This is a genomic window from Paraburkholderia sediminicola (assembly GCF_046027355.1).
Taxonomy (GTDB): domain Bacteria; phylum Pseudomonadota; class Gammaproteobacteria; order Burkholderiales; family Burkholderiaceae; genus Paraburkholderia; species Paraburkholderia sediminicola_B.
This window is the reverse complement of record NZ_JAQQEK010000017.1, coordinates 64480-83088: the sequence shown is the minus strand read 5'-3', so window position 1 is coordinate 83088 and position 18609 is coordinate 64480. Positions and strand designations below refer to the sequence as shown.

15 protein-coding genes are annotated in these 18609 nt (G+C 63.3%); 8 read left to right on the top strand and 7 right to left on the bottom strand.

Features of this window, described 5'->3' with window-relative positions; all coding sequences use genetic code 11:
• Positions 1–2 precede the first annotated feature (2 nt).
• The gene (locus PQR42_RS26680) at positions 3–1232 is read right to left on the bottom strand and encodes an AAA family ATPase (protein ID WP_408388170.1); all 1230 of its coding nucleotides are present in this window, start codon (positions 1230–1232) and stop codon (positions 3–5) included.
• A gap of 299 nt (positions 1233–1531) precedes the next feature.
• Between PQR42_RS26680 and PQR42_RS26675 the strand changes: the two genes are divergently transcribed.
• Positions 1532–2638, top strand: a complete 1107-nt coding sequence (locus tag PQR42_RS26675; RefSeq protein WP_494478186.1) for a porin — start codon at positions 1532–1534, stop codon at positions 2636–2638.
• A gap of 89 nt (positions 2639–2727) precedes the next feature.
• On the opposite strand, the gene PQR42_RS26670 is transcribed toward PQR42_RS26675, so the two are convergent.
• Positions 2728–5097 (bottom strand): FdhF/YdeP family oxidoreductase, encoded by a 2370-nt coding sequence (locus PQR42_RS26670; protein ID WP_408388168.1) that lies wholly within the window; start codon positions 5095–5097, stop codon positions 2728–2730.
• Between the two features lie 134 nt (positions 5098–5231).
• Positions 5232–5429 carry a hypothetical protein gene (locus tag PQR42_RS26665; protein ID WP_408388166.1) on the bottom strand — a complete coding sequence of 66 codons (198 nt, stop codon included), beginning with the start codon at positions 5427–5429 and terminating at the stop codon, positions 5232–5234.
• 196 nt (positions 5430–5625) lie between these two features.
• Here PQR42_RS26665 and PQR42_RS26660 point away from each other — a divergent pair, with 196 nt between their 5' ends.
• The 5 genes from PQR42_RS26660 (at position 5626) to PQR42_RS26640 (ending at position 9856) form a co-directional block, all read left to right on the top strand.
• Entirely contained in the window at positions 5626–5871 is a 246-nt protein-coding gene (locus PQR42_RS26660; RefSeq protein WP_168790408.1) for a DUF6723 family protein, read from the top strand.
• A 257-nt stretch (positions 5872–6128) separates the two neighbouring features.
• The gene (locus tag PQR42_RS26655; RefSeq protein WP_408388164.1) at positions 6129–6389 is read left to right on the top strand and encodes a hypothetical protein; all 261 of its coding nucleotides are present in this window, start codon (positions 6129–6131) and stop codon (positions 6387–6389) included.
• Positions 6390–6604: 215 nt separating this feature from the next.
• A complete protein-coding gene (locus tag PQR42_RS26650; RefSeq protein WP_408388162.1) occupies positions 6605–7150 on the top strand; it encodes a cupin domain-containing protein in 546 nt (181 codons plus the stop codon).
• 260 nt (positions 7151–7410) lie between these two features.
• Positions 7411–9495, top strand: coding sequence for a transketolase (gene tkt, locus PQR42_RS26645; RefSeq protein ID WP_408493976.1), 2085 nt, complete (start codon positions 7411–7413; stop codon positions 9493–9495).
• A 19-nt stretch (positions 9496–9514) separates the two neighbouring features.
• Positions 9515–9856, top strand: coding sequence for a hypothetical protein (locus PQR42_RS26640; protein WP_408388300.1), 342 nt, complete (start codon positions 9515–9517; stop codon positions 9854–9856).
• Positions 9857–9969: 113 nt separating this feature from the next.
• Here PQR42_RS26640 and zapE read toward each other — a convergent pair whose 3' ends face one another.
• The 4 genes from zapE to PQR42_RS26620 form a co-directional block, all read right to left on the bottom strand.
• Positions 9970–11073, bottom strand: a complete 1104-nt coding sequence (gene zapE, locus PQR42_RS26635) for a cell division protein ZapE (protein ID WP_408388158.1) — start codon at positions 11071–11073, stop codon at positions 9970–9972.
• Between the two features lie 128 nt (positions 11074–11201).
• Positions 11202–13532, bottom strand: coding sequence for a PAS domain S-box protein (locus tag PQR42_RS26630; protein WP_408388156.1), 2331 nt, complete (start codon positions 13530–13532; stop codon positions 11202–11204).
• A 4-nt stretch (positions 13533–13536) separates the two neighbouring features.
• Positions 13537–14340: an alpha/beta fold hydrolase gene (locus PQR42_RS26625; RefSeq protein WP_408388154.1), complete on the bottom strand. Its 804-nt coding sequence runs from the start codon at positions 14338–14340 to the stop codon at positions 13537–13539.
• A 137-nt stretch (positions 14341–14477) separates the two neighbouring features.
• The gene (locus PQR42_RS26620; protein ID WP_408388152.1) at positions 14478–15380 is read right to left on the bottom strand and encodes a YihY/virulence factor BrkB family protein; all 903 of its coding nucleotides are present in this window, start codon (positions 15378–15380) and stop codon (positions 14478–14480) included.
• 248 nt (positions 15381–15628) lie between these two features.
• Between PQR42_RS26620 and PQR42_RS26615 the strand changes: the two genes are divergently transcribed.
• Entirely contained in the window at positions 15629–16780 is a 1152-nt protein-coding gene (locus PQR42_RS26615; protein ID WP_408388150.1) for a ligase-associated DNA damage response exonuclease, read from the top strand.
• Positions 16777–18453, top strand: coding sequence for an ATP-dependent DNA ligase (locus PQR42_RS26610; RefSeq protein WP_408388148.1), 1677 nt, complete (start codon positions 16777–16779; stop codon positions 18451–18453). Before PQR42_RS26615 ends, PQR42_RS26610 begins: the two co-directional genes overlap by 4 nt.
• Positions 18454–18609: the final 156 nt, after the last annotated feature.

Here is an 18609-nt window from a genome sequence, read left to right as displayed (position 1 = left end):
GCTCACGCTTCAGGAGCCGGCGCGATGTGATGGCGAACGATGCCGCGAATCAACGCGGCGTCTTCCGGGCTCACCTTCGCGTAGATGGCCGGCCCGGCGGCGCGTTCGGGGTCGCCCGTGCGCAGCATCAACTCGGCCCAGTCGAGCAGGCGCCGGGTCGAGAACGCGCTCGAGAGATCTTCGCGGGCGAACGCCGCGCGGCAGTCGGCGGCGATCGCGGCGAGCGTGGTGGCGAGCGCGCGCGTCATGTGCGGGGCGAGGGTGGCGATCAGCACGTCGGCTTCTTCGGCGGGCGTCAGATAGTCGAGCAGATACACGCGCCAGCGGTCCAGAAACGCCTCGTTCATCAGATTGGCGCCCTGATACAGATGCCGGAACTGACTCATCGCGCCGACCGCATTGGCGGTGGCGAACAGCCGGAAGGCCGGATGCGGCGCGACGATCTCGTTGCCTTTTTCCTTCAGCACGAGGCGGCCGTGCGGTTCGAGCACGGCGGTGAGGGCGGCGAGAATCGACGGTTCGGCAAAATCGATTTCATCGACGATCAGCCAGATCCCTTCGCGCATGGCCGTGGGCAGCACGCCGTCGACCCACAGCGTCTCGCCGCCCTTGACGGTCCAGAAGCCGACGAAGTCGCCGACGGTGGTCTGCCCGTTCATGTTCGAGCGCAGCACGCCGTGACGCGAACGCGCCGCGACCTGTTCGATCAGGCTGGTCTTGCCGGCGCCGGTGTGGCCGATCAGCATCACGCGCCGGTTCTCGACGATGTCCTCGACAATGTCGTTGAAGCGCTCGGAGAACAGATAGGCCGGATTGATGCGCGGCACGAGCGGATTGTCGAAGCCGCAAGGCACCTCCACATGACCGATGCGCACGGTCTCGCCCGTGCCTTCCGCCTGCCGGTGTTTCGCCGCTGAGGCCCGCGCCGCGACGCGCTGCAATTCCGGCATGAAGGCGACGCGTCCGGCCGCGGACTGCTCGCCCGCGACATCGTCCATATCGATAGCGAAGCCTTCGCGGCGCCATTTCTTCAGCTTCGCCCGCAGATTTTCCGCGTCCACCACGAGGTCGATATCGACAGCGCCAGGGCCGCTGCCATTGTCGACGCCATGTTCGAGCCGATAGTTTTCCGGCCGGTCGGCCACGCTCACACGCCACCATTCCGCGCCGTTTTCCGTTGCGCGTTGGTAAAGGCCAAGGTTTTCGTCTTCGGTCAGTTCGGGCGAGTTCATGGCGAAGGTTGAATAGTCAATAACGAATCATGCATTGCAATTTGGCTGAGGCCGAATGAGCGACTATCTTATCTTGAGCGGCTTTCGATCTTCCTATTCCATTGGAACCCGGCCCTTGTCGAGCGCATGCCGGGCAAATATTTATTGCGTCAAACGAATAGGCTATGAAGCGCGTATCGCCTATAGTTCGACGGACCCAGCGCTATAGTTTTACAAACATCTTTCTCGCCGATCGTGTTTTGCAGCATCCGCAGTCCTCTTTGCCCTACATCGCAACACAAAAAATTGACGGCAAAACAATGAGACTACATACAAAACTAATGGCGGCCCTCGCCGTGGCAAGTCCGCTGGCATATGGTCAAACCAGCGTGAGCTTATATGGCCGACTCGACGCCGGCCTGGAATACCTGAATCACATCAACAATGGCGCGGGCGGCAGTTCGAGCCGCTGGAGCGCGGAAGGCGGCGATTGGGGCACCAGCATGCTCGGGCTTAAAGGCAACGAAAATCTGGGCGGCGGGCTCAATGCGATCTTCAACCTCGAAACCGGTTTGCAGGTGATGAACGGCACGACGAGCGGCGGGCGGCTCTGGTCGCGGCGCGCGTTCGTCGGTTTGAAGAGCGAGCAGTGGGGCACGTTGCAGGCCGGCCGTAATCTGTTTATCGACAGCGACGGCGTATGGGAATTCGATCCGTTCGTGCAGCAGGCGTTTTCGTCGGCCTCGCTCGTGCGTGGGCGCAACTGGCAGCAAACCAGCAACAACGTCGAGTATCACAGCCCGGTGTTCTGGGGCTTCGATGTGCAAGCGCAATATGCGTTCGGCAATCAGGCGGGCGCCTTCAACAGCGGCGCGCCCGGCGAATTCGGCCGCTCGGACGGCATCATGCTGACCTATCACTCGCCGCTCTTCGACGTGCGCGGCATCTACGACGAACTGCGCGACGTCAACGGCCGCTTCAGCAACATCTTCCAGGCATCGCGCGAATATTTCGCCGGCGTCAACGTGCATTTCGACTCGGTGAAGATCCAGGGCGCCTACACGCATTACTCGGCGCCCGATTCGCCGGTCGGCGTCGCCGACTCGGCCGATCACTACTGGCTCGGCGCGACCTACAACTTCCTGCCGCGCTGGGCGATGACGGCGGGCGGCTTCTACGTGAAGGTCGGCGACGGCTCGGGCGATGCCGCCCACGACCCGTCCGGCCACGCGATGATGTACGTGCTCGGCACCACCTACAACCTGTCGAAGCGCACCTTCCTGTACGGCACCGTGGGCTACGTGCGTAACGGCAGCAACTCGAATTTCTCGCTCGAAGCGTCGCCGCGCGATGCGAGCAACAATACGAGTCCGCTCGTGGGTGAATCGCAAACGGGTGCTTATGTCGGGATGCTGCATCAATTTTGACGCGGCGTAGGCAGCAGCTAGAAGTTCAAGGCGGCCAGCAATAAAAGAAGGGCGCCCCGGTGCACGCCGGCGCGCCCTTTCTGCATTTCTCACGCCGCTAAATCCTCGATCACCGCCGACTTGCGCAGCCGCACCGGAATCGACTTCGACGCCGGCACCTGACTCGATTCCGCGTGATGCGAGAGCGGAATCAGGCGATTGCATTCCGGGTAGTAGCCCATGATGCAGCCCAGCGGAATGTCGAACGCATGAACATGCATGCCGTCGACTTCGCGCGTCACGTCATCGTTCGACACGGTGCAGATGCAGACTGTCTCGCCCTCGGCGAAGCCGCGCCGCGTCATGTCGTCCTGATGCATGAGCAGCACGTTGCGGCTGCCATGCACGCCGCGAAAGCGGTCGTCGAGACCGTACACGGTGGTGTTGAACTGGCTGTCGCCGCGGGCGGTCATCAGACGCAGCACGTCTGGACCTCGTGACGGCATGTCCGCGTCTTCGTCGAGCGTCTCAGGCACGATGAAATTCGCCTTGCCGCTTTCCGTGTTCCATTTGCGCTCGCAAGCGGCGAGTGGCCGATGAAACCCGCCTGGCTGCTTGAAGCGCCGGTTGAAGTCCTTGAACTGATCCGGATAGGTGCGTTCGATTGCGTCGCGGACCAGCGAGTAGTCGTCCACCCACGCATCCCAGTCTATCTTCGGATTGCGCGGCAGCAGCGCCTTTGCAATGCCCGCGACAATGGCGGGTTCCGACAGCAGCATGTCGCCGGCCGGTTCGGCGAGTCCGTGCGAGCCGTGCACACAGGCCGTGCTGTCCTCCACGCTGACCCATTGTTCGCCGCTCGCCTGACGGTCGATCTCGATGCGCCCGAGGCACGGCAACAGATACGCGACCTCACCGTGCAGCAGATGGCTGCGGTTGAGTTTGGTGGCGATCTGCACCGTGAGCCGCAGACGCTGCCACGCGGGGTCCATCACATGATGATCGGGAATCGCCACCTGAAAATTGCCGCCCAGACCGATGAACGCTTTGACCTTGCCATCGAGCACGCCGCGGCAGGCTTCGACCGTGGTCATGCCTTTGTCGCGCGGCGGCTCGAAGCCGTAGAGCTCTTTCAGCTTGTCGAGCGGCGCGAGTTCAGGCTTTTCCGTCATGCCGACCGTGCGCTGTCCCTGCACGTTCGAGTGACCGCGAATCGGGCAGATGCCCGCGCCCGGCCGGCCGATATTGCCGCGCAGAAGCAGCAGGTTCGACAGCATCTGCACATTGTGCACGCCGCTGCGATGCTGCGTGATGCCCATGCCGTACAACACCATCGCGGCATTCGCTTTCGCGTAGACACGTGCCGCGTCTTCGAGCGCGGCGCGGCTGAGTTGCGAATGGTGTTCGATCTCTTCCCATGAAGTCGCGCGCATGGCGTCCGCGAAGGTTTCGAAGCCATGCGTATGTTCCGCGATGAAGGCGGCGTCGAGCACCCGTGGCTCACCGTTGCGTCGCGCGTCGTCGTCCCATTCGATCAGCAGCTTGCAGAGTCCGGCAATCGCCGCCGCATCGCCGCCGATCTTCACTTGATGGTATTGCGTGCTGATCCGTGTGTCGGCCGGAGTGAGCATGTCGAGTGGCGACTGCGGGTTCGCAAAGGTGACGAGCCCGCGTTCCTTGAGCGGATTGAAGGTGATGATTTCCACGCCGCGTTTGCGCGCATCCTGCAACTGATGCAGCATGCGCGGCGCGTTGGTGCCGGTGTTGTGGCCGAAGAACAGCATGCAGTCGGTATGCGTGAAGTCTTCGAGTTGGACGGTCCCGACCGGCACGCCGATCGACTTCGGCAAGCCGACCGAGGTGCTCTCGTGACACATGTTCGAACTGTCCGGCAGGTTGTTGGTGCCGTACAGGCGAGCCAGCAGCGCATACATGTACGACGTTTCCAGCGACGCCCGGCCCGATGCGTAGAACACCGCTTCATTCGGATCGAGCGCTTGCAGTTCGCTCGCGATTTCGGCGAACGCATGTTCCCAGGTGGTCTGCACATAGCGGTCGGTCGCCGGATCCCAGCGCATCGGCGCGGTCAGCCGTCCGCGCGATTCAAGCTCCAGGCCGCTCCACGAGCGCAATACGCTTAGCGTATGGTCGGCGAAAAATTGCGTATCGATGCGTTTGCTGGTGATTTCCCATGCGGTCGCCTTCGCGCCGTTTTCACAGAACTCGAAGAGGTGCGGGTCCGCGGGTTTGGCCCATGAACAGCTCACGCAGGCAAAGCCGTCAGGCTTGTTCTGCTGCGCGAGGATGCGGCTGCCGTTCAACGTCACGTGTTCCTGAACGAGGATCGACGCGACCGCTTTCACCGAACCCCAGCCGCCCGCGGCGTTGCGGTACGCCTTGATGGGCGCGCTATCGGCTGTGCCGGGTGTGCCCTTCGATGCGCTCTCCGGCGCGGTTTCGGCAATGTGATCGGTATTCATGGTGGCTCCTGGCGGGTTGCCGGTCCCTGCGCGCCGGCTTGCCCGAAGAGTCCGCAATTACCGGACCACTGGATTAATTTGCGCTTACAACCATCTCACGCGACCTTCGGTGTGCAAGACCGCTTGCGAGAGGATCACACGGCGCTGACCGGCGGCGGCCTGGCAGGCGGATCGCCTTCGGGCGCACGATCCGGATCATTCGGTGGCACGTCGTCGGGCGGCGGCGACGGATCGGGATCGCTGGTCGGGGCCGGAGCGTCGGGGTCGACCTCCGGTGGCATCGGCGTATGCAGATGCAGACTTGGTATGCAACGCGTGCTCGTCATCGTCATCGTGGTCTCCGTGATGTGCATGCCTGTCGATCGCAACCAGCATGCCACCCGGCTGTATCCGCCACGAATGCGGGCCTGCGCCGTGTGGAACAGCTATTGCTCGACCACAGCATGCGTGTGGCGCCACAACGGCGGTACGCGCCGCGATATCTCACCGGACATGACGCACTGAAGTGCAGGGATAAGGGAAAGACAAATGGCGCGACATAAGGCCGACGTTGCTGACGATGACTTCGAGATTTACGCCAGCTATCACGGAACAGGCGACGGCCGTTACGTAGGTGGACTGAAGGTTGTCAGAAAAGCGGACAGAAAAATTCTGTTTCCATTCGATGGCGCGCCCGAAATCGGGCCCTACGCGACCGCCGACGAGGCGCGCCGCGCCGCGATCGACTACGGCCGGGAGATCGTGGCCGCGGATCGCGCGAGCCCTGAAAAGTGACGGATGGCGGCGCGTCCGCGTCGTTTTTTTGCGCGAACGTGTAGAGCGTGCGTTCGACCTGCACTTAGGTATCGGATACGCGAATTGTCGTCATCGTCATGAGGTTCTCCTTTTTACAAATGTCGGTCCCAGACCTCCACCGCACTTGCCGCAACGGCCGTGCCCAGCTTGCCTTTCGCGTGCAGTGGGGCGACCTGACGGAGAGGGACCGGATGTTGCTGCATCGAAGACATATCCGACATCAGGAGGAGGGCGACATGCAGGGCACCAAATCGCAGGACGAGCTGGACGCGTTGGTCACTGAGGAGGTGAAACGGCGCAACAAGCCGAGCGGCACGCACTATGTCGAGCCCAGTCCACTCGGTATCGAACCCGTCGAGCAGACCGGCGTGGACAAGGCGACCAATCCGCCACGCTCGAACGAGCGCCCGCCACAGACCGCCGAAGTGCCGCTCGGCACGGGCTCGCATGCCGAGCCACCCGGCGGCGGCGGACGCGAATCGCAGCGCAAGGAATGATGCCGAGGTAAACAGGCCAGCGAGCCATACTTCATATGTTTGCGAAATTCGTCCACCGCCACGGCGGTGCGCACAGAACGGCTCAAAAAGAAGCGCGTGCGAAAGCAGGCGCGCTTTATGCCGCGCTGAAAAGATCGCCCGAGCCGGCACGCATGTTGTCTTCAACGCCGGCTTCAGGGGAGCCCTGCGATCTTCAGGACGTAAAGGAACAAACCATGTACAACGATTCAAAGCATGGATTCGACGCCGCCAAGACCGAGTACGAAGCCTTCATGCTTGAGCCGCACGATTGGGTGCCGAATAACAGCAAGTTGCCGGTGGTGATTTACAGGCGCGCTCTCATGCCGGATAGCGGCGACCTCGCGGCCGCCTTCGAAATCCTCTTCGAACGCAATGCGTGGCCGCCGCAATGGCGCGACGGCATTTTCGACTACCACCATTTTCACGCCACCGCCCACGAAATACTGGGCGTGACGGACGGCTCCGCGCAGGTGATCATCGGCGGTCCAGGCGGCAAGGTAGTGACGCTGTCCGCCGGTGACGCGATCCTGCTGCCGGCAGGCACCGGCCATTGCCTGCAATCGTTCGCGCGGCATTTTCGGGTCGTCGCCGGCTATCCGGAGGGCCAGCAGTGGGACATCCGCCGCGAGGCGCTCACGTCGGACGAACTGGCGGCCATGGAGGCGTTGCCTTTTCCGCCGCTGGATCCGATCGACGGAAAGCATGGTCCACTGGTCGAGTATTGGCTGCGCGCGGCTTGACGTTGGCGCACGCCGTTTCTCCCTTCGTGCCCGCGCCGATCGGAACGGGTTCGCATCGCAAGCCCTCTGAAAGATCCGTTCCCCGCAGCGAGCCCGCCCGACGCCGCGTGTAACGCTCCGTGCAGATTTGCGCGCATCGGCGCATCATCGTTGAGCCTCGCAGCGGTTCCTCATGCGTTCTTCCACGTAACACGGTTCGCCGGGTGCGCCGAAGCAGTGCGTCCCGGCTCTCTCCTCAACCGCCGAACAAGGAGTGTCCCATGCAAAACGATCCCGCCCTCGATCAGCTGTGCATCAACACGATCCGCACGCTGTCGATGGACGCTGTGCAAAAAGCCAATTCCGGCCACCCCGGCACGCCGATGGCACTGGCACCCGTTGCCTATCATCTGTGGCAAAACCATCTTCGTTACGATCCGGACGAGCCGTTATGGCCGAACCGCGATCGCTTCGTGCTCTCGGTGGGGCATGCGTCGATGCTGCTGTATTCGCTGCTGCATCTGGCCAACGTGAAGGCGGTGGACGACGAGGGCAAGCCGACCGGCGCGCCCGCCGTCTCGCTCGACGACATAGAGCATTTCCGCCAGATCGACAGCAACACGCCGGGGCACCCCGAGTACCGCATGACCACCGGCGTCGAGACCACGACCGGCCCGCTTGGCCAGGGACTCGGCAACAGCGTCGGCATGGCGATGGCGGGGCGCTGGTGTGAGAGCCACTTCAACAAGCCGGATGCGCCGCTCTTGGATCATCGCGTCTACGCGCTGTGCGGTGACGGCGACATGATGGAAGGCATCTCGCACGAGGCGGCTTCACTCGCCGGGCATCTGAAGCTGTCCAATCTGATCTGGATCTACGACAGCAACCGCGTGACGATCGAGGGCCATACCGACCTCGCATATAGCGACGACGTGGAAAGCCGGTTCCGCGGCTACAACTGGCACACGCTGCGCGTGAACGATGCCAACGACGCCGCGGCGCTCGAAGCCGCTTTCGTCGAGGCGAAGAGCATCACCGACAGGCCGACGCTGATTGTGGTGCACAGCATCATCGGCTGGGGTTCGCCGCACAAGCAGGACACCTCGTCGGCCCATGGCGAAGCGCTCGGCGTCGAAGAGGTGGCGCTCACCAAGAAGGCGTACGGCTGGCCGGAGGACAAGTTCTTCTATGTGCCGGACGGCGTGCATGAGCGCTTCGCGGCGGGCATCGGCGCGCGCGGCAAGGCGGCGCGCGAGCAATGGCAGGCGCAGTACGACGCGTACAAGACAAAGCAGCCGGAACTCGCGCGTGAATTCGCGCAGATGGAGGCGCACGAATTGCCGGCGGGCTGGGACAGCGACATCCCCACGTTCGACGCGGATCCGAAGGGCGTCGCGTCACGCGATTCGTCGGGCAAGGTGCTCAACGCGATTGCCGCGCGCGTGCCGTGGATGATCGGCGGCTCGGCGGATCTCTCGCCGTCCACCAAAACCAACCTGAAATTCGAGGGTGCCGGCAGCTTCGAGCACGATAGCTACGGCGGCTGCAATCTGCACTTCGGCATCCGCGAACACGCGATGGGTGCGGCGGTGAACGGCCTGGCGTTGTCAAATCTGCGGCCGTTCGGCTCCACGTTCCTGATTTTCAGCGACTACATGAAGCCGCCGATCCGCCTCTCGGCGATCATGGAAGTGCCGTCCATCTTCGTGTTCACGCACGATTCGATCGGCGTGGGCGAGGATGGTCCGACCCATCAGCCGATCGAGCAACTGGCCTCGCTGCGCGGCGTGCCGGGGCTCACCGTGCTGCGTCCGGGCGATGCCAACGAAGTGGCCGAGGCTTGGCGTGTGGCGCTGTCGGATCCGCGGCGGCCATCGTGCATCGTCGTGTCGCGTCAGGCGTTGCCGACGTTGGACCGCAGCCGCTATGCCGCCGCCAGCGGCACGCGGAAGGGCGCTTATGTGCTCGCCGACGCACCCGATGGACAGAAGCCGCAAGTGATCCTGATGGCGACGGGCAGCGAACTCTCGATTTGCGTCGACGTGTACGAGAAACTCAAGGGCGAGGGGATCGCGGCGCGCGTGGTGTCGATGCCGTCGTGGGACATCTTCGAGCGCCAGGACGAGGCGTATCAGGACTCGGTGCTGCCGCCGGACGTCGATGCGCGTGTCGCCGTGGAACAGGCTGCCTCGCTCGGTTGGGACCGCTATGTGGGCCGTCTCGGCGCGCAAGTGGTGATGCATACGTTCGGCGCGTCCGCGCCGCTCGCCGATCTGAAGAAGAAGTTCGGCTTCACGCCGGAGCGTGTGTATGAAGCGGCCAAGCAGCAGATCGAGCGGGTGAAGTCGAAGCGCAGCCAGGAGTAAAGGCACGAAAAGGTGCGCAGTGAAAAACCGGCGGTTTGTTGAAAACCGCCGGTTTTTTTACGTCACGCCGCAAATTCGCAAACCGCTGCTATCGCACGATCAATTCGCCGGAATGGTCACCACCGGCGCCTTGCTGCTCGTATCGGCTTCGCGCATAGTCGACCTGGTCGGCTTTGAGGCGGGATGGTCCGATGTGCACGCAGGCGGAAGTGAGGCAGGCCGCGCACAATGCCGCGGCGACAGAAGCGGTTCTGATCATGAGGACGGGAAGAGCGGAACGCTATCCGCTGAAGAATGGGCCCGCGACGGCGTAGCAGGTCCTATTCCGAATGGCGGTGTGGGGGCGCCATTCGCCGTTTGATCCTATGAATAGCGGGGTTTTCTCTCGACAGTGGCGATTCAAAAGGGTGCGCAGGATTTGCGATTGTTTTGCAAGATTTGCAGAATACGCACGTCAGTTGCCTGCCTCGCAGCTTACGAGGAACCGTCCACTGCATCTGCCGGCGTGTCCGCCGACACCTCGCCCGTTCCATCGAGCGTGTTGCGATAAGCGCGCGATTGCATTTCAGCGAGCCGGCTCAACGTGCGCGACAGATCGTGCGCGCCTTCCAGGCCGCTGAGCGCCGCCTCGATCGGTTCATCCGACGCGATGAACAGCGCGCGCTTGCGGTCATAAAAGATATCGACCAGCCAGATCAGCCGTTGCAGCGTGTGGGATTGGGTCAACCATTCGGTGCGCAGATTGTCGAGAATCAGACCATGCCACTGCTCGGCGAGATCCAGATAGTCGAGATGCGAGCGGCGCGCCACGCACAGATTCTCGAAGTCCGCCCACAGCAATGCCGCGCCGGCCGCGCGTGCGGCAAGCGGACGGCCTGCCGCGCTCACCGTAACCGGATCCAGCGTTTCGCTGCCTTCGTAGCGCACGAAAATCTGGCGCATCGCTTCACGGTTGGCGTCATCGAGCGGCGCGAAGAAATGCGGCACCTGCGCTTCTTCACCACCGAAACGGTAGTCGCGCGCGCCGTCGAAATGAATCACGGTGAAGCAGCGTTTGATCTGCTCGATGGTCGGCAGAAAGCGTTCGTGAAACTCCGGGTCGGATAGCAGGCCGTCCGGCGCGTAGTTCGAGGTGAGCACGATGCGTGTGCCAAGACCGATTGCCGTATCAAGAAAGCGGCCCATCAGAAACGCGTCGGCGATATCGTGTACGTGGAATTCATCGAAGCACAGCAACTCGGTGCCGTCGAGCCATTGCCGCGAGACCGAGCCGAGCCGGTCGTCGCCGCGCGGCTCGCTCACGAGCCTCCGGTTCATCTCGCGCAGAAATTCGTGGAAGTGCAGACGCCGCTTGCGGCAGGTCGCCAATTCGAACACGGTATCGACCACCAGACTCTTGCCGCGCCCAGGCAGTCCGTGGCAATACACGCCTCGATGCGCCGCTGTCGAGTTGGACCGCGCGCGCCGGCCATTCGCGCCGAGCAGTGCGACGAGCGCGGCGATCGCTTCGCGCTGGCTCGCGTCAGGCACGATGCCGCGTGCGGCGAGGGTGCGTGTGACCTGAGCGTCGTCAAGCATGGGCGGGCGTGCCGGTGCATGGCGAAGCGGTTTCGCAAGAGGTGTCGGCGAATGCGGCAGCTGTGTCGAGGGGCATAAAGGGGCGGCGGGGCGGAGATCGCGTCAGTTTAACAAGGCGCGCTCGGCGCTCATACCCGCTGCCGGCTCAACACCCGTTGCAACTCGCCTGGATCGACCGGTTTCGTGAAGTGATGGTCGAAGCCGGCGGCCACGGCCGTCTGCTTGTCCTGCTGCTGACCCCAGCCGGTTACGGCAATCAGCACAATGCCGGCGTCCTGGTAATCCTGGCGGATGCGCCGCGCGACTTCATAGCCGTTCAGAAGCGGCAAGCCGATGTCGAGAATCACTGCCTGCGGCGCGAACGCGCCGATCAGTTCAAGACCGGCGATACCGTCGCCCGCCGTGCGCACTTCGTGGCCTTCGAGTTCGAGCACCATCGCGAGGCTATCGGCGGCGTCCGCATTATCGTCGACGATCACGACGCGCAGGCCGGCCGCGTGCGGCGTCTCGGCCGGCGCGCTGTCGGACGGCAGCGACGCGGCTTTCGTCAGCGGCAGCCGGATCACGAACTCGCTGCCTTTGCCGGGTCCCTCGCTGAAGGCCGCGACCGTGCCGCCGTGCAGTTCCGCGAGGCCGCGTACCAGCGCGAGGCCGATGCCGAGCCCGCCTTGCGAGCGGTCCAACGCCGGCGCGAGTTGCGAGAACATTTCGAATACGCTGTTCAGATGCTCGGCAGGAATGCCGATGCCGGAATCGCGCACGACGATCACCGCTTCATCGCCCTCGCGTTCCGCGGCGAGTGAAATGTTGCCGCCGGGCGGCGTGTACTTGGCGGCGTTGTTCAGCAGATTCAGGATCATCTGCGACAGGCGCGTGGGATCGGCGACCAGATAAAGCGGCTCGCGTGGCAGCGTCACGCTCAGGTGATGCGACGAGGCCTGCACGGTCGGCCGCGCCGCTTCCATTGCTGATTGCATTGCGCGCGCCAGTTCGAGACGTTGCTTGCGCAACTCGAGCTTGCCTTGGGTGATGCGCGAGACTTCCAGCAGATCGTCGACCAGATGTGTCATGTGTTGGAGTTGCCGGTCGAAGACGTCGCGCGACCAGTTCAATTGTGGATCGGCGAATTCCTTCAGGCGCAGAATCTCGAGCACGTTGCGCATCGGCGCAAGCGGATTGCGCAGTTCGTGCGCGAGCGTGGCGAGAAATTCGTCCTTGCGACGATCGGCCTTCGAGAGTTCGAGATTCAGTCGCGTGAGTTGCTGCTCGGCGCGCCGCCGCTCGGTAATGTCGCGATTGATGCTGACCGCGCCGTAAATATCGCCGCGCGCGTTCGCGAGCGGTTTGACCACGGTTTCGCACACGCCGCGCGAACCGTCGCGCCGCACGAAGGGCAACTCGCCGCGCCAAGTGCCTTCGGCGGCGAGCGCCGCGAGCGTTTCCCGACGAATGTTCAGCGCCTCTTCCGGCGGGAGGAAGAGCGCGACCGGCTTGCCGAGAATCTCGCGCATGCGATAACCCAGCATGCGTTCGCCGCCCACGTTGAAGTCGGTGATATTGCCGCGCAGGTCGGTGATCACGATCGCGTCGCTCAGGTGCTCGAAGATCGCCGCCTGGCGCAACAGGACCGTCTGCGCTTCCTTGCGTTCGGTGATGTCGATGCCGAGGCCGTAGATCATCAACGGCTCGCCGTGGCGGTCATAAGTGGCGCGGCCGCGGCCTTCCATCCAGCACCAGTCGCCGCTCGCATGCAGAAAGCGAAATTCGGCGACGTAGTCGTCACCGATTTCCACCGCGTGGTCCACTGCCTCGTTCAGCGCGATCAGATCGCCCGGATGAATCAGTTCGAAAAAACCGCCGGGCGTGTTGGCAAAGCGGCCTTCGGCGTAGCCCGCGAGCGCTTCCAGTTCGCGGCTCCACCAGAACTTGCCCGACTTCGGCTCGTGCGACCATGCGCCCATGCGCGCGCCGCGCATGGCGAGACTCAACACGTCGCGGCTTTCCTGCAACTCGCGCTGCGCGAGTTGATGCGCGGCCACCGACGCCTCGGCATTGCGCCGCGCGAGCAGCAACTCCTGCTCGTACTTATGACGATCGGCCACGATCAGCACTGCCACTTCGAGGTAAGTCACGTCGCCATGACGGCGGCGCACCGCGTTGAGCAGCATCGGCACCGTGTGGCCGTCGCGATGCATCATGTTCAGCTTGACCTCGGCCACCGAACCCTGCATTTGCAGGAGCGGCGCCCAATGCGTCTGATAGAACACCTTGCCGCCGGTGCTCAGCAGATCCTGGATTTGCCTCGCCTCGGCGAGCTCCGCGGTCTCATAGCCGAGCCAGCCGCAGAAGGTCGCGTTCACGCGCAGGATGCGGCCGTTGGCATCGGTGACGAGCAGGCCGCAGGCGGCGTGCTCGAACAACGCGTCGGCTGAGGGCAGCGGGCGGTCCGTGCTGTGCATCGTGCTACAGGCTCATCGGCCCGAGAAAGGCGTTCATCGCGTCCGCGCTTGCGCTCGGTGAACTCAGGTGCGGACAATGGCCGACGTTCTCGATGAGATGCAGCGTGCTGCCAGGGATCATGCGGTGCAGGTATTCGCCGACCGCGCACGGCGCGATGATGTCGTCGCTACATTGCAGAATCAGCGTGGGCGTGGTGGCGCGCGACAGTATCGCGCGATGATCGGAGAGAAACGTGACGCGCGCGAATTGCCGTGCGATCTCCGGATCGGTGCGGCAGAAACTGTTGGTCAGTTCGACGCCGAGCTCCGGCTGCTCCGGCGCGCCCATGATGGCCGGCGCCATCGTGCTCGACCAGCCGAGGTAGTTGCTTTCGAGGGTGCGCAGCAGGTCTTCGATATCCTCGCGCGAGAAGCCGCCGACGTAGTCGCCGTCGTTCACATAGCAGGGCGACGGGCCCACCATGATATGAGCGGAGAAAAGCTGCGGCGCCTTGAGGCTCGCGATCAGGCCGATCATCGCGCTAACGGAGTGGCCGACGAATACCACCGGGCCCTCGGCGACTTCGCGGATGACCTCGATCAGGTCGCTGGCGTAGCCGTATAGCGAGTCGTACTTGTCGATGTCGTAGGCGCTCAGATCCGACGAGCCGCTGCCGACGTGATCGAACAGCACGGTCCGGTATTCGTCATGAAACGACGGCACGAGGTAGCGCCACATGCTTTGATCGCAACCGAAGCCGTGCGCCAGCACCATGGTCCGATTGCCGTTGCCGGAAATGTGTATGTTGTTGCGCTGGGTGATGCTCATTGTCGGGTCCTGAAGCCTGCCGGGGTAGAAGCGGCGGTTACGCCAGGCGTGCGCCTCGGCCGGTATTCAGGAGAATGTTACCCCAGTCTCGCCGTTAAGCCACGGTGCCGCGCCGTAAGGCGCACCGCGGCGAGCACTCAATCGGTCTTGATGTCCGGCTGCGGCGCCTGAATCGGCTCGCTGCCGAATCGTTCGTATTGCGAAATCACCTGGGCCCCGAGCAGCAGCAAGGTCGCGAGCCATTCCAGGCTGAACAGGATCACGATGGCCATGGTCAGCGACCCGTACACCACACTGACCTGCGAGAGAGTGGCGAAGTACCAGACCAGCACGTGCCGCGTAATCTCCCACAGCACCGCGGCGACCACGCCGCCGAACAGCGCATGTTTGAGGGAAGGGCGCCCGACCGGCATCACCATATAGATCGAGGTCAGTACGAACACCTCGCCCGCGAGGCCGAGCAGATACAGCACGACGCGCGCGAGTCCCCGCAACGAAACATGCAGGCCGAACAGATCGATGCCTTCGGCGCCGATCGCCTCGAGTCCGCTCGACACGAAGGTGACGATCAGCAGGCCGACGCCGAGACACAGAATGTAGCAATACGGCAGCATCGCTGAGAGCAGGAAGTGCCGCCGCCTTACCACCACGCGGTGGACGAAAATTAGCGACATCGCGTTCTCGAGCACGGTGAAGGCCAGCGAACTGAAGAAGATCATCGTCAGCAACAAGACCCAGCCGATCACCGCACGATGCGCGAGAAAATTGGCCAGCTCGCGCACGAGTGCATTCGACTGGCCCGGCACCAGCCATTGTAATAGATGCGCGAGCGCCGCAAGTAGAACAGGTTGGGGCACGAAGCGCGACAGGGCGATCACGATCAGGATCATGAGCGGCACGATCGACAGCAACGCGTAATACGCGACCGCGCCCGCGAGCAGCAAACCCTGGTTGGCGCGAAATGCCTTCAAGGTTTGCAGCACGAATGTGCCGGGATGTTTCGCCACATACAACGCGTGGTCGTCGATGATGGATTGCATGGGACCTCACAGCGCGCGTGACTGGCCTGCTGGAATGCTGGTTCTGCCGACGCGCTTGCCTTGTTGCTGCTGCATACTTAAGCAAGAATGCAACCACGCCGGCATTGCAGTTTTTCTCTGGCGCGCCGATTCGCTGCGACATGCCAGGAATGCAGTTTGCTTGGCGGCTGTATCGACGTTGCATCGACATGCTTCAACACGTATGAAAGACGCCTGTTGTCATATCGACATACCCTTCGGAACCACCATTGACTATAGCCTCTGACGAAGCAGATCTCGCGGACCTGGTGGTGGCACGGCCGGAGGGGTTGTATTGCCCGCCCGGCGACTTCTATATCGATCCGTGGCGTCCCGTGGAACGCGCGGTGATTACGCACGCGCATTCCGATCACGCGCGCTTCGGGCATCGGCACTACCTCGCGTCGCAAGCGGGGGCGAACGTGCTGCTGTCGCGTTTGCCCGGCATATCATTGCAAACCCTGGCGTATGGCGAGCAGCTCGATCTCAACGGCACGACGGTGTCGCTGCATCCCGCGGGGCATGTGCTCGGCTCGGCGCAAGTGCGGATCGAATACCGGGGGCGCGTATGGGTGGCGTCAGGCGACTACAAGCTCGACCCGGACCCGACCTGCGATGCCTTCGAGCCGGTGCGCTGCGATACCTTCATTACCGAGTCGACCTTCGGCCTGCCGATTTATCGATGGGACGCGCCGCAAGCCGTGTTCGACGGTGTCGATTCATGGTGGCGTCACAACGCTGCCGAAGGACGCGCGTCCGTGCTGTTCTGCTATTCGTTCGGCAAGGCCCAGCGCGTGCTGGCGAGCGTCGATGCCGGCATTGGGCCAATCTTCTGCCACGGCGCCGTGGAGCCGCTCAATCGTGCGTATCGGGAGGCCGGCGTGCGCTTGCCGCCGGTGCGTCTTGTGAGCGAGATACCGCTCAAGGACAAGGCGATGTTCCGGCAGGCGTTGATCGTGGCGCCGCCGTCCGCGCAGGGCAGCGCATGGCTCAAGCGCTTTGGCGACTATAGCGATGCGTTCGCGTCGGGCTGGATGCGTCTGCGTGGCGCGCGCCGCAGGCGTGGCGTCGACCGTGGCTTCGTGCTGTCGGATCACGCCGATTGGCCCAGCCTGCAAACAGCCATTCAGGCGACGGGCGCCGAACGCGTGATCGTCACGCACGGTTCGGTCGAGCCGATGGTGCGCTGGTTGCGTGAGCAAGGTCTCGAGGCCGGCGCGTTTGAAACGCAATACGGCGACGATACGGTCGACGCCGACGCCGCGGGTGCGGATGAAACCGCCGCGACGGGCAGCGTGCCGCTCGAGTTCGAACAGGCCGCCGAGCCAGACGCCGCCACTGATGACACGGTCAACGCCGCCGACCCGTCGAGCCGCGCATGAAACGCTTCGCCGCCCTCTACACTGCGCTCGACGCGACCACGTCCACGCACGACAAACTCGAAGCGCTCACGAGCTACTTCGCCGTAGCCGAGCCGGAAGATGCCGCGTGGGCATCGTATTTTCTGGCCGGTGGCAAACCGCGCCAGTCGGTGCCGACGCGTCTACTGACCGAGATTGCCCGCGAGCGTGCCGGTTTGCCGGCGTGGTTATTCGAGGAGTCCTATCACGCGGTGGGCGACCTCGCCGAAACCATCGCCCATATCCTGCCGCCCGCGCAACGCAGTTCCGAACTGGGCCTCACGCAATGGATCGAGCAACGCGTGTTGACCTTGCGTGGCGTGGCGCCGGAAGAGTTGCGCACGCGTTTGATCAGCTACTGGGACGAACTCGATTGGGGCGGCCGCTTTCTGCTGACCAAACTGATCGGCGGCGGGTTTCGGGTCGGCGTCGCGCGGCAGTTGGTGGTGAGGGCGCTGGCGGAAGTAGCGGGCGTCGATCATAAACGGATCGCGCAACGCATGGTTGGTTGGACCGACTCGCAACAGAAGCCCGATGCCGTGCGCTATCTGCGTTTGATCGCACCCGAAGCGACAGGCGACGAAACGCAGCCCGGCGAGCACCAGCAGGAGAGCGATCTCGGCCTGCCGTATCCGTTCTTTCTCGCGCATCCATTGCAGGCCGATCCGGCGACGCTCGGCGATCCGTCGCAATGGCAGATCGAATGGAAGTGGGACGGCATTCGCGCGCAACTCGTCAAACGCGGTGGACGTGTGTGGTTGTGGTCGCGTGGTGAGGATCTGATCACCGATCGATTCCCCGAAGTGGCGGCTTTAGGCGAAGCTTTACCGGACGGCTGCGTGATCGACGGAGAGATTCTCGCGTGGGAGCCGGGCGCCATGGCGCCCTTGCCGTTCGCGCGCCTGCAACCAAGAATCGCCCGCAAAACACTGACTAAAAAAATCCTCGCCAATTCGCCTGCCACGCTGCTTGCCTACGATCTGCTCGAAGCGCACGGCAAGGATCTGCGCATGACGCCGCTCGCCGAGCGGCGGGCGCAACTGGATGCGCTGGCCGTTTCCATCGACGGCACGCTCGCCCGCGATCTGCTGCGTGTGTCGCCGCTAGTGCGCGCCGCGGACTGGCAGGCGCTCGCGTCGTTGCGCGACGAGAGCCGGTCGCGTGGCGTGGAAGGGCTGATGGTCAAGCAACGCGAATCGATGTACGGCGTGGGCCGCACCAAAGCCTCAGGCACATGGTGGAAATGGAAGATCGATCCCTATGCGGTCGATGCCGTGCTGCTTTACGCGCAACGCGGGCACGGCCGCCGTGCGAGTCTCTACACCGATTTCACTTTCGCGGTCTGGGACGAAGCGAACGGCGTGCGCACGCTGGTGCCATTCGCGAAGGCTTATTCCGGACTAACCGACGAAGAGATGCGTCAGGTGGATGCAATTGTTCGCAAGACCACGATCGAAAAGTTCGGGCCTGTGCGCAGCGTGACGCCCACCCTGGTATTCGAAATCGGCTTCGAGGGCATTCAGGCAAGTCCGCGTCATAAATCCGGGGTGGCGGTGCGCTTTCCGCGCATGCTGCGCTGGCGCACCGACAAACATATCGACGACGCCGATACGCTTGCCATGCTCAAGGGTTTCATCGACGACCCTGCGGGATAACCCGCTGAGTACAAATCCCTAAAAGGGTGCCGGGTTTTTCTCGACAGGATTCCTGCGTTATCGATGTTAGCCTCAAGGCGTGCCATCCAGCGCACGCCACAAGGGCGGCCTGCACGGCGCAAATGCGTCTCGTCGACGCGCAATCGCTCGTTCTCA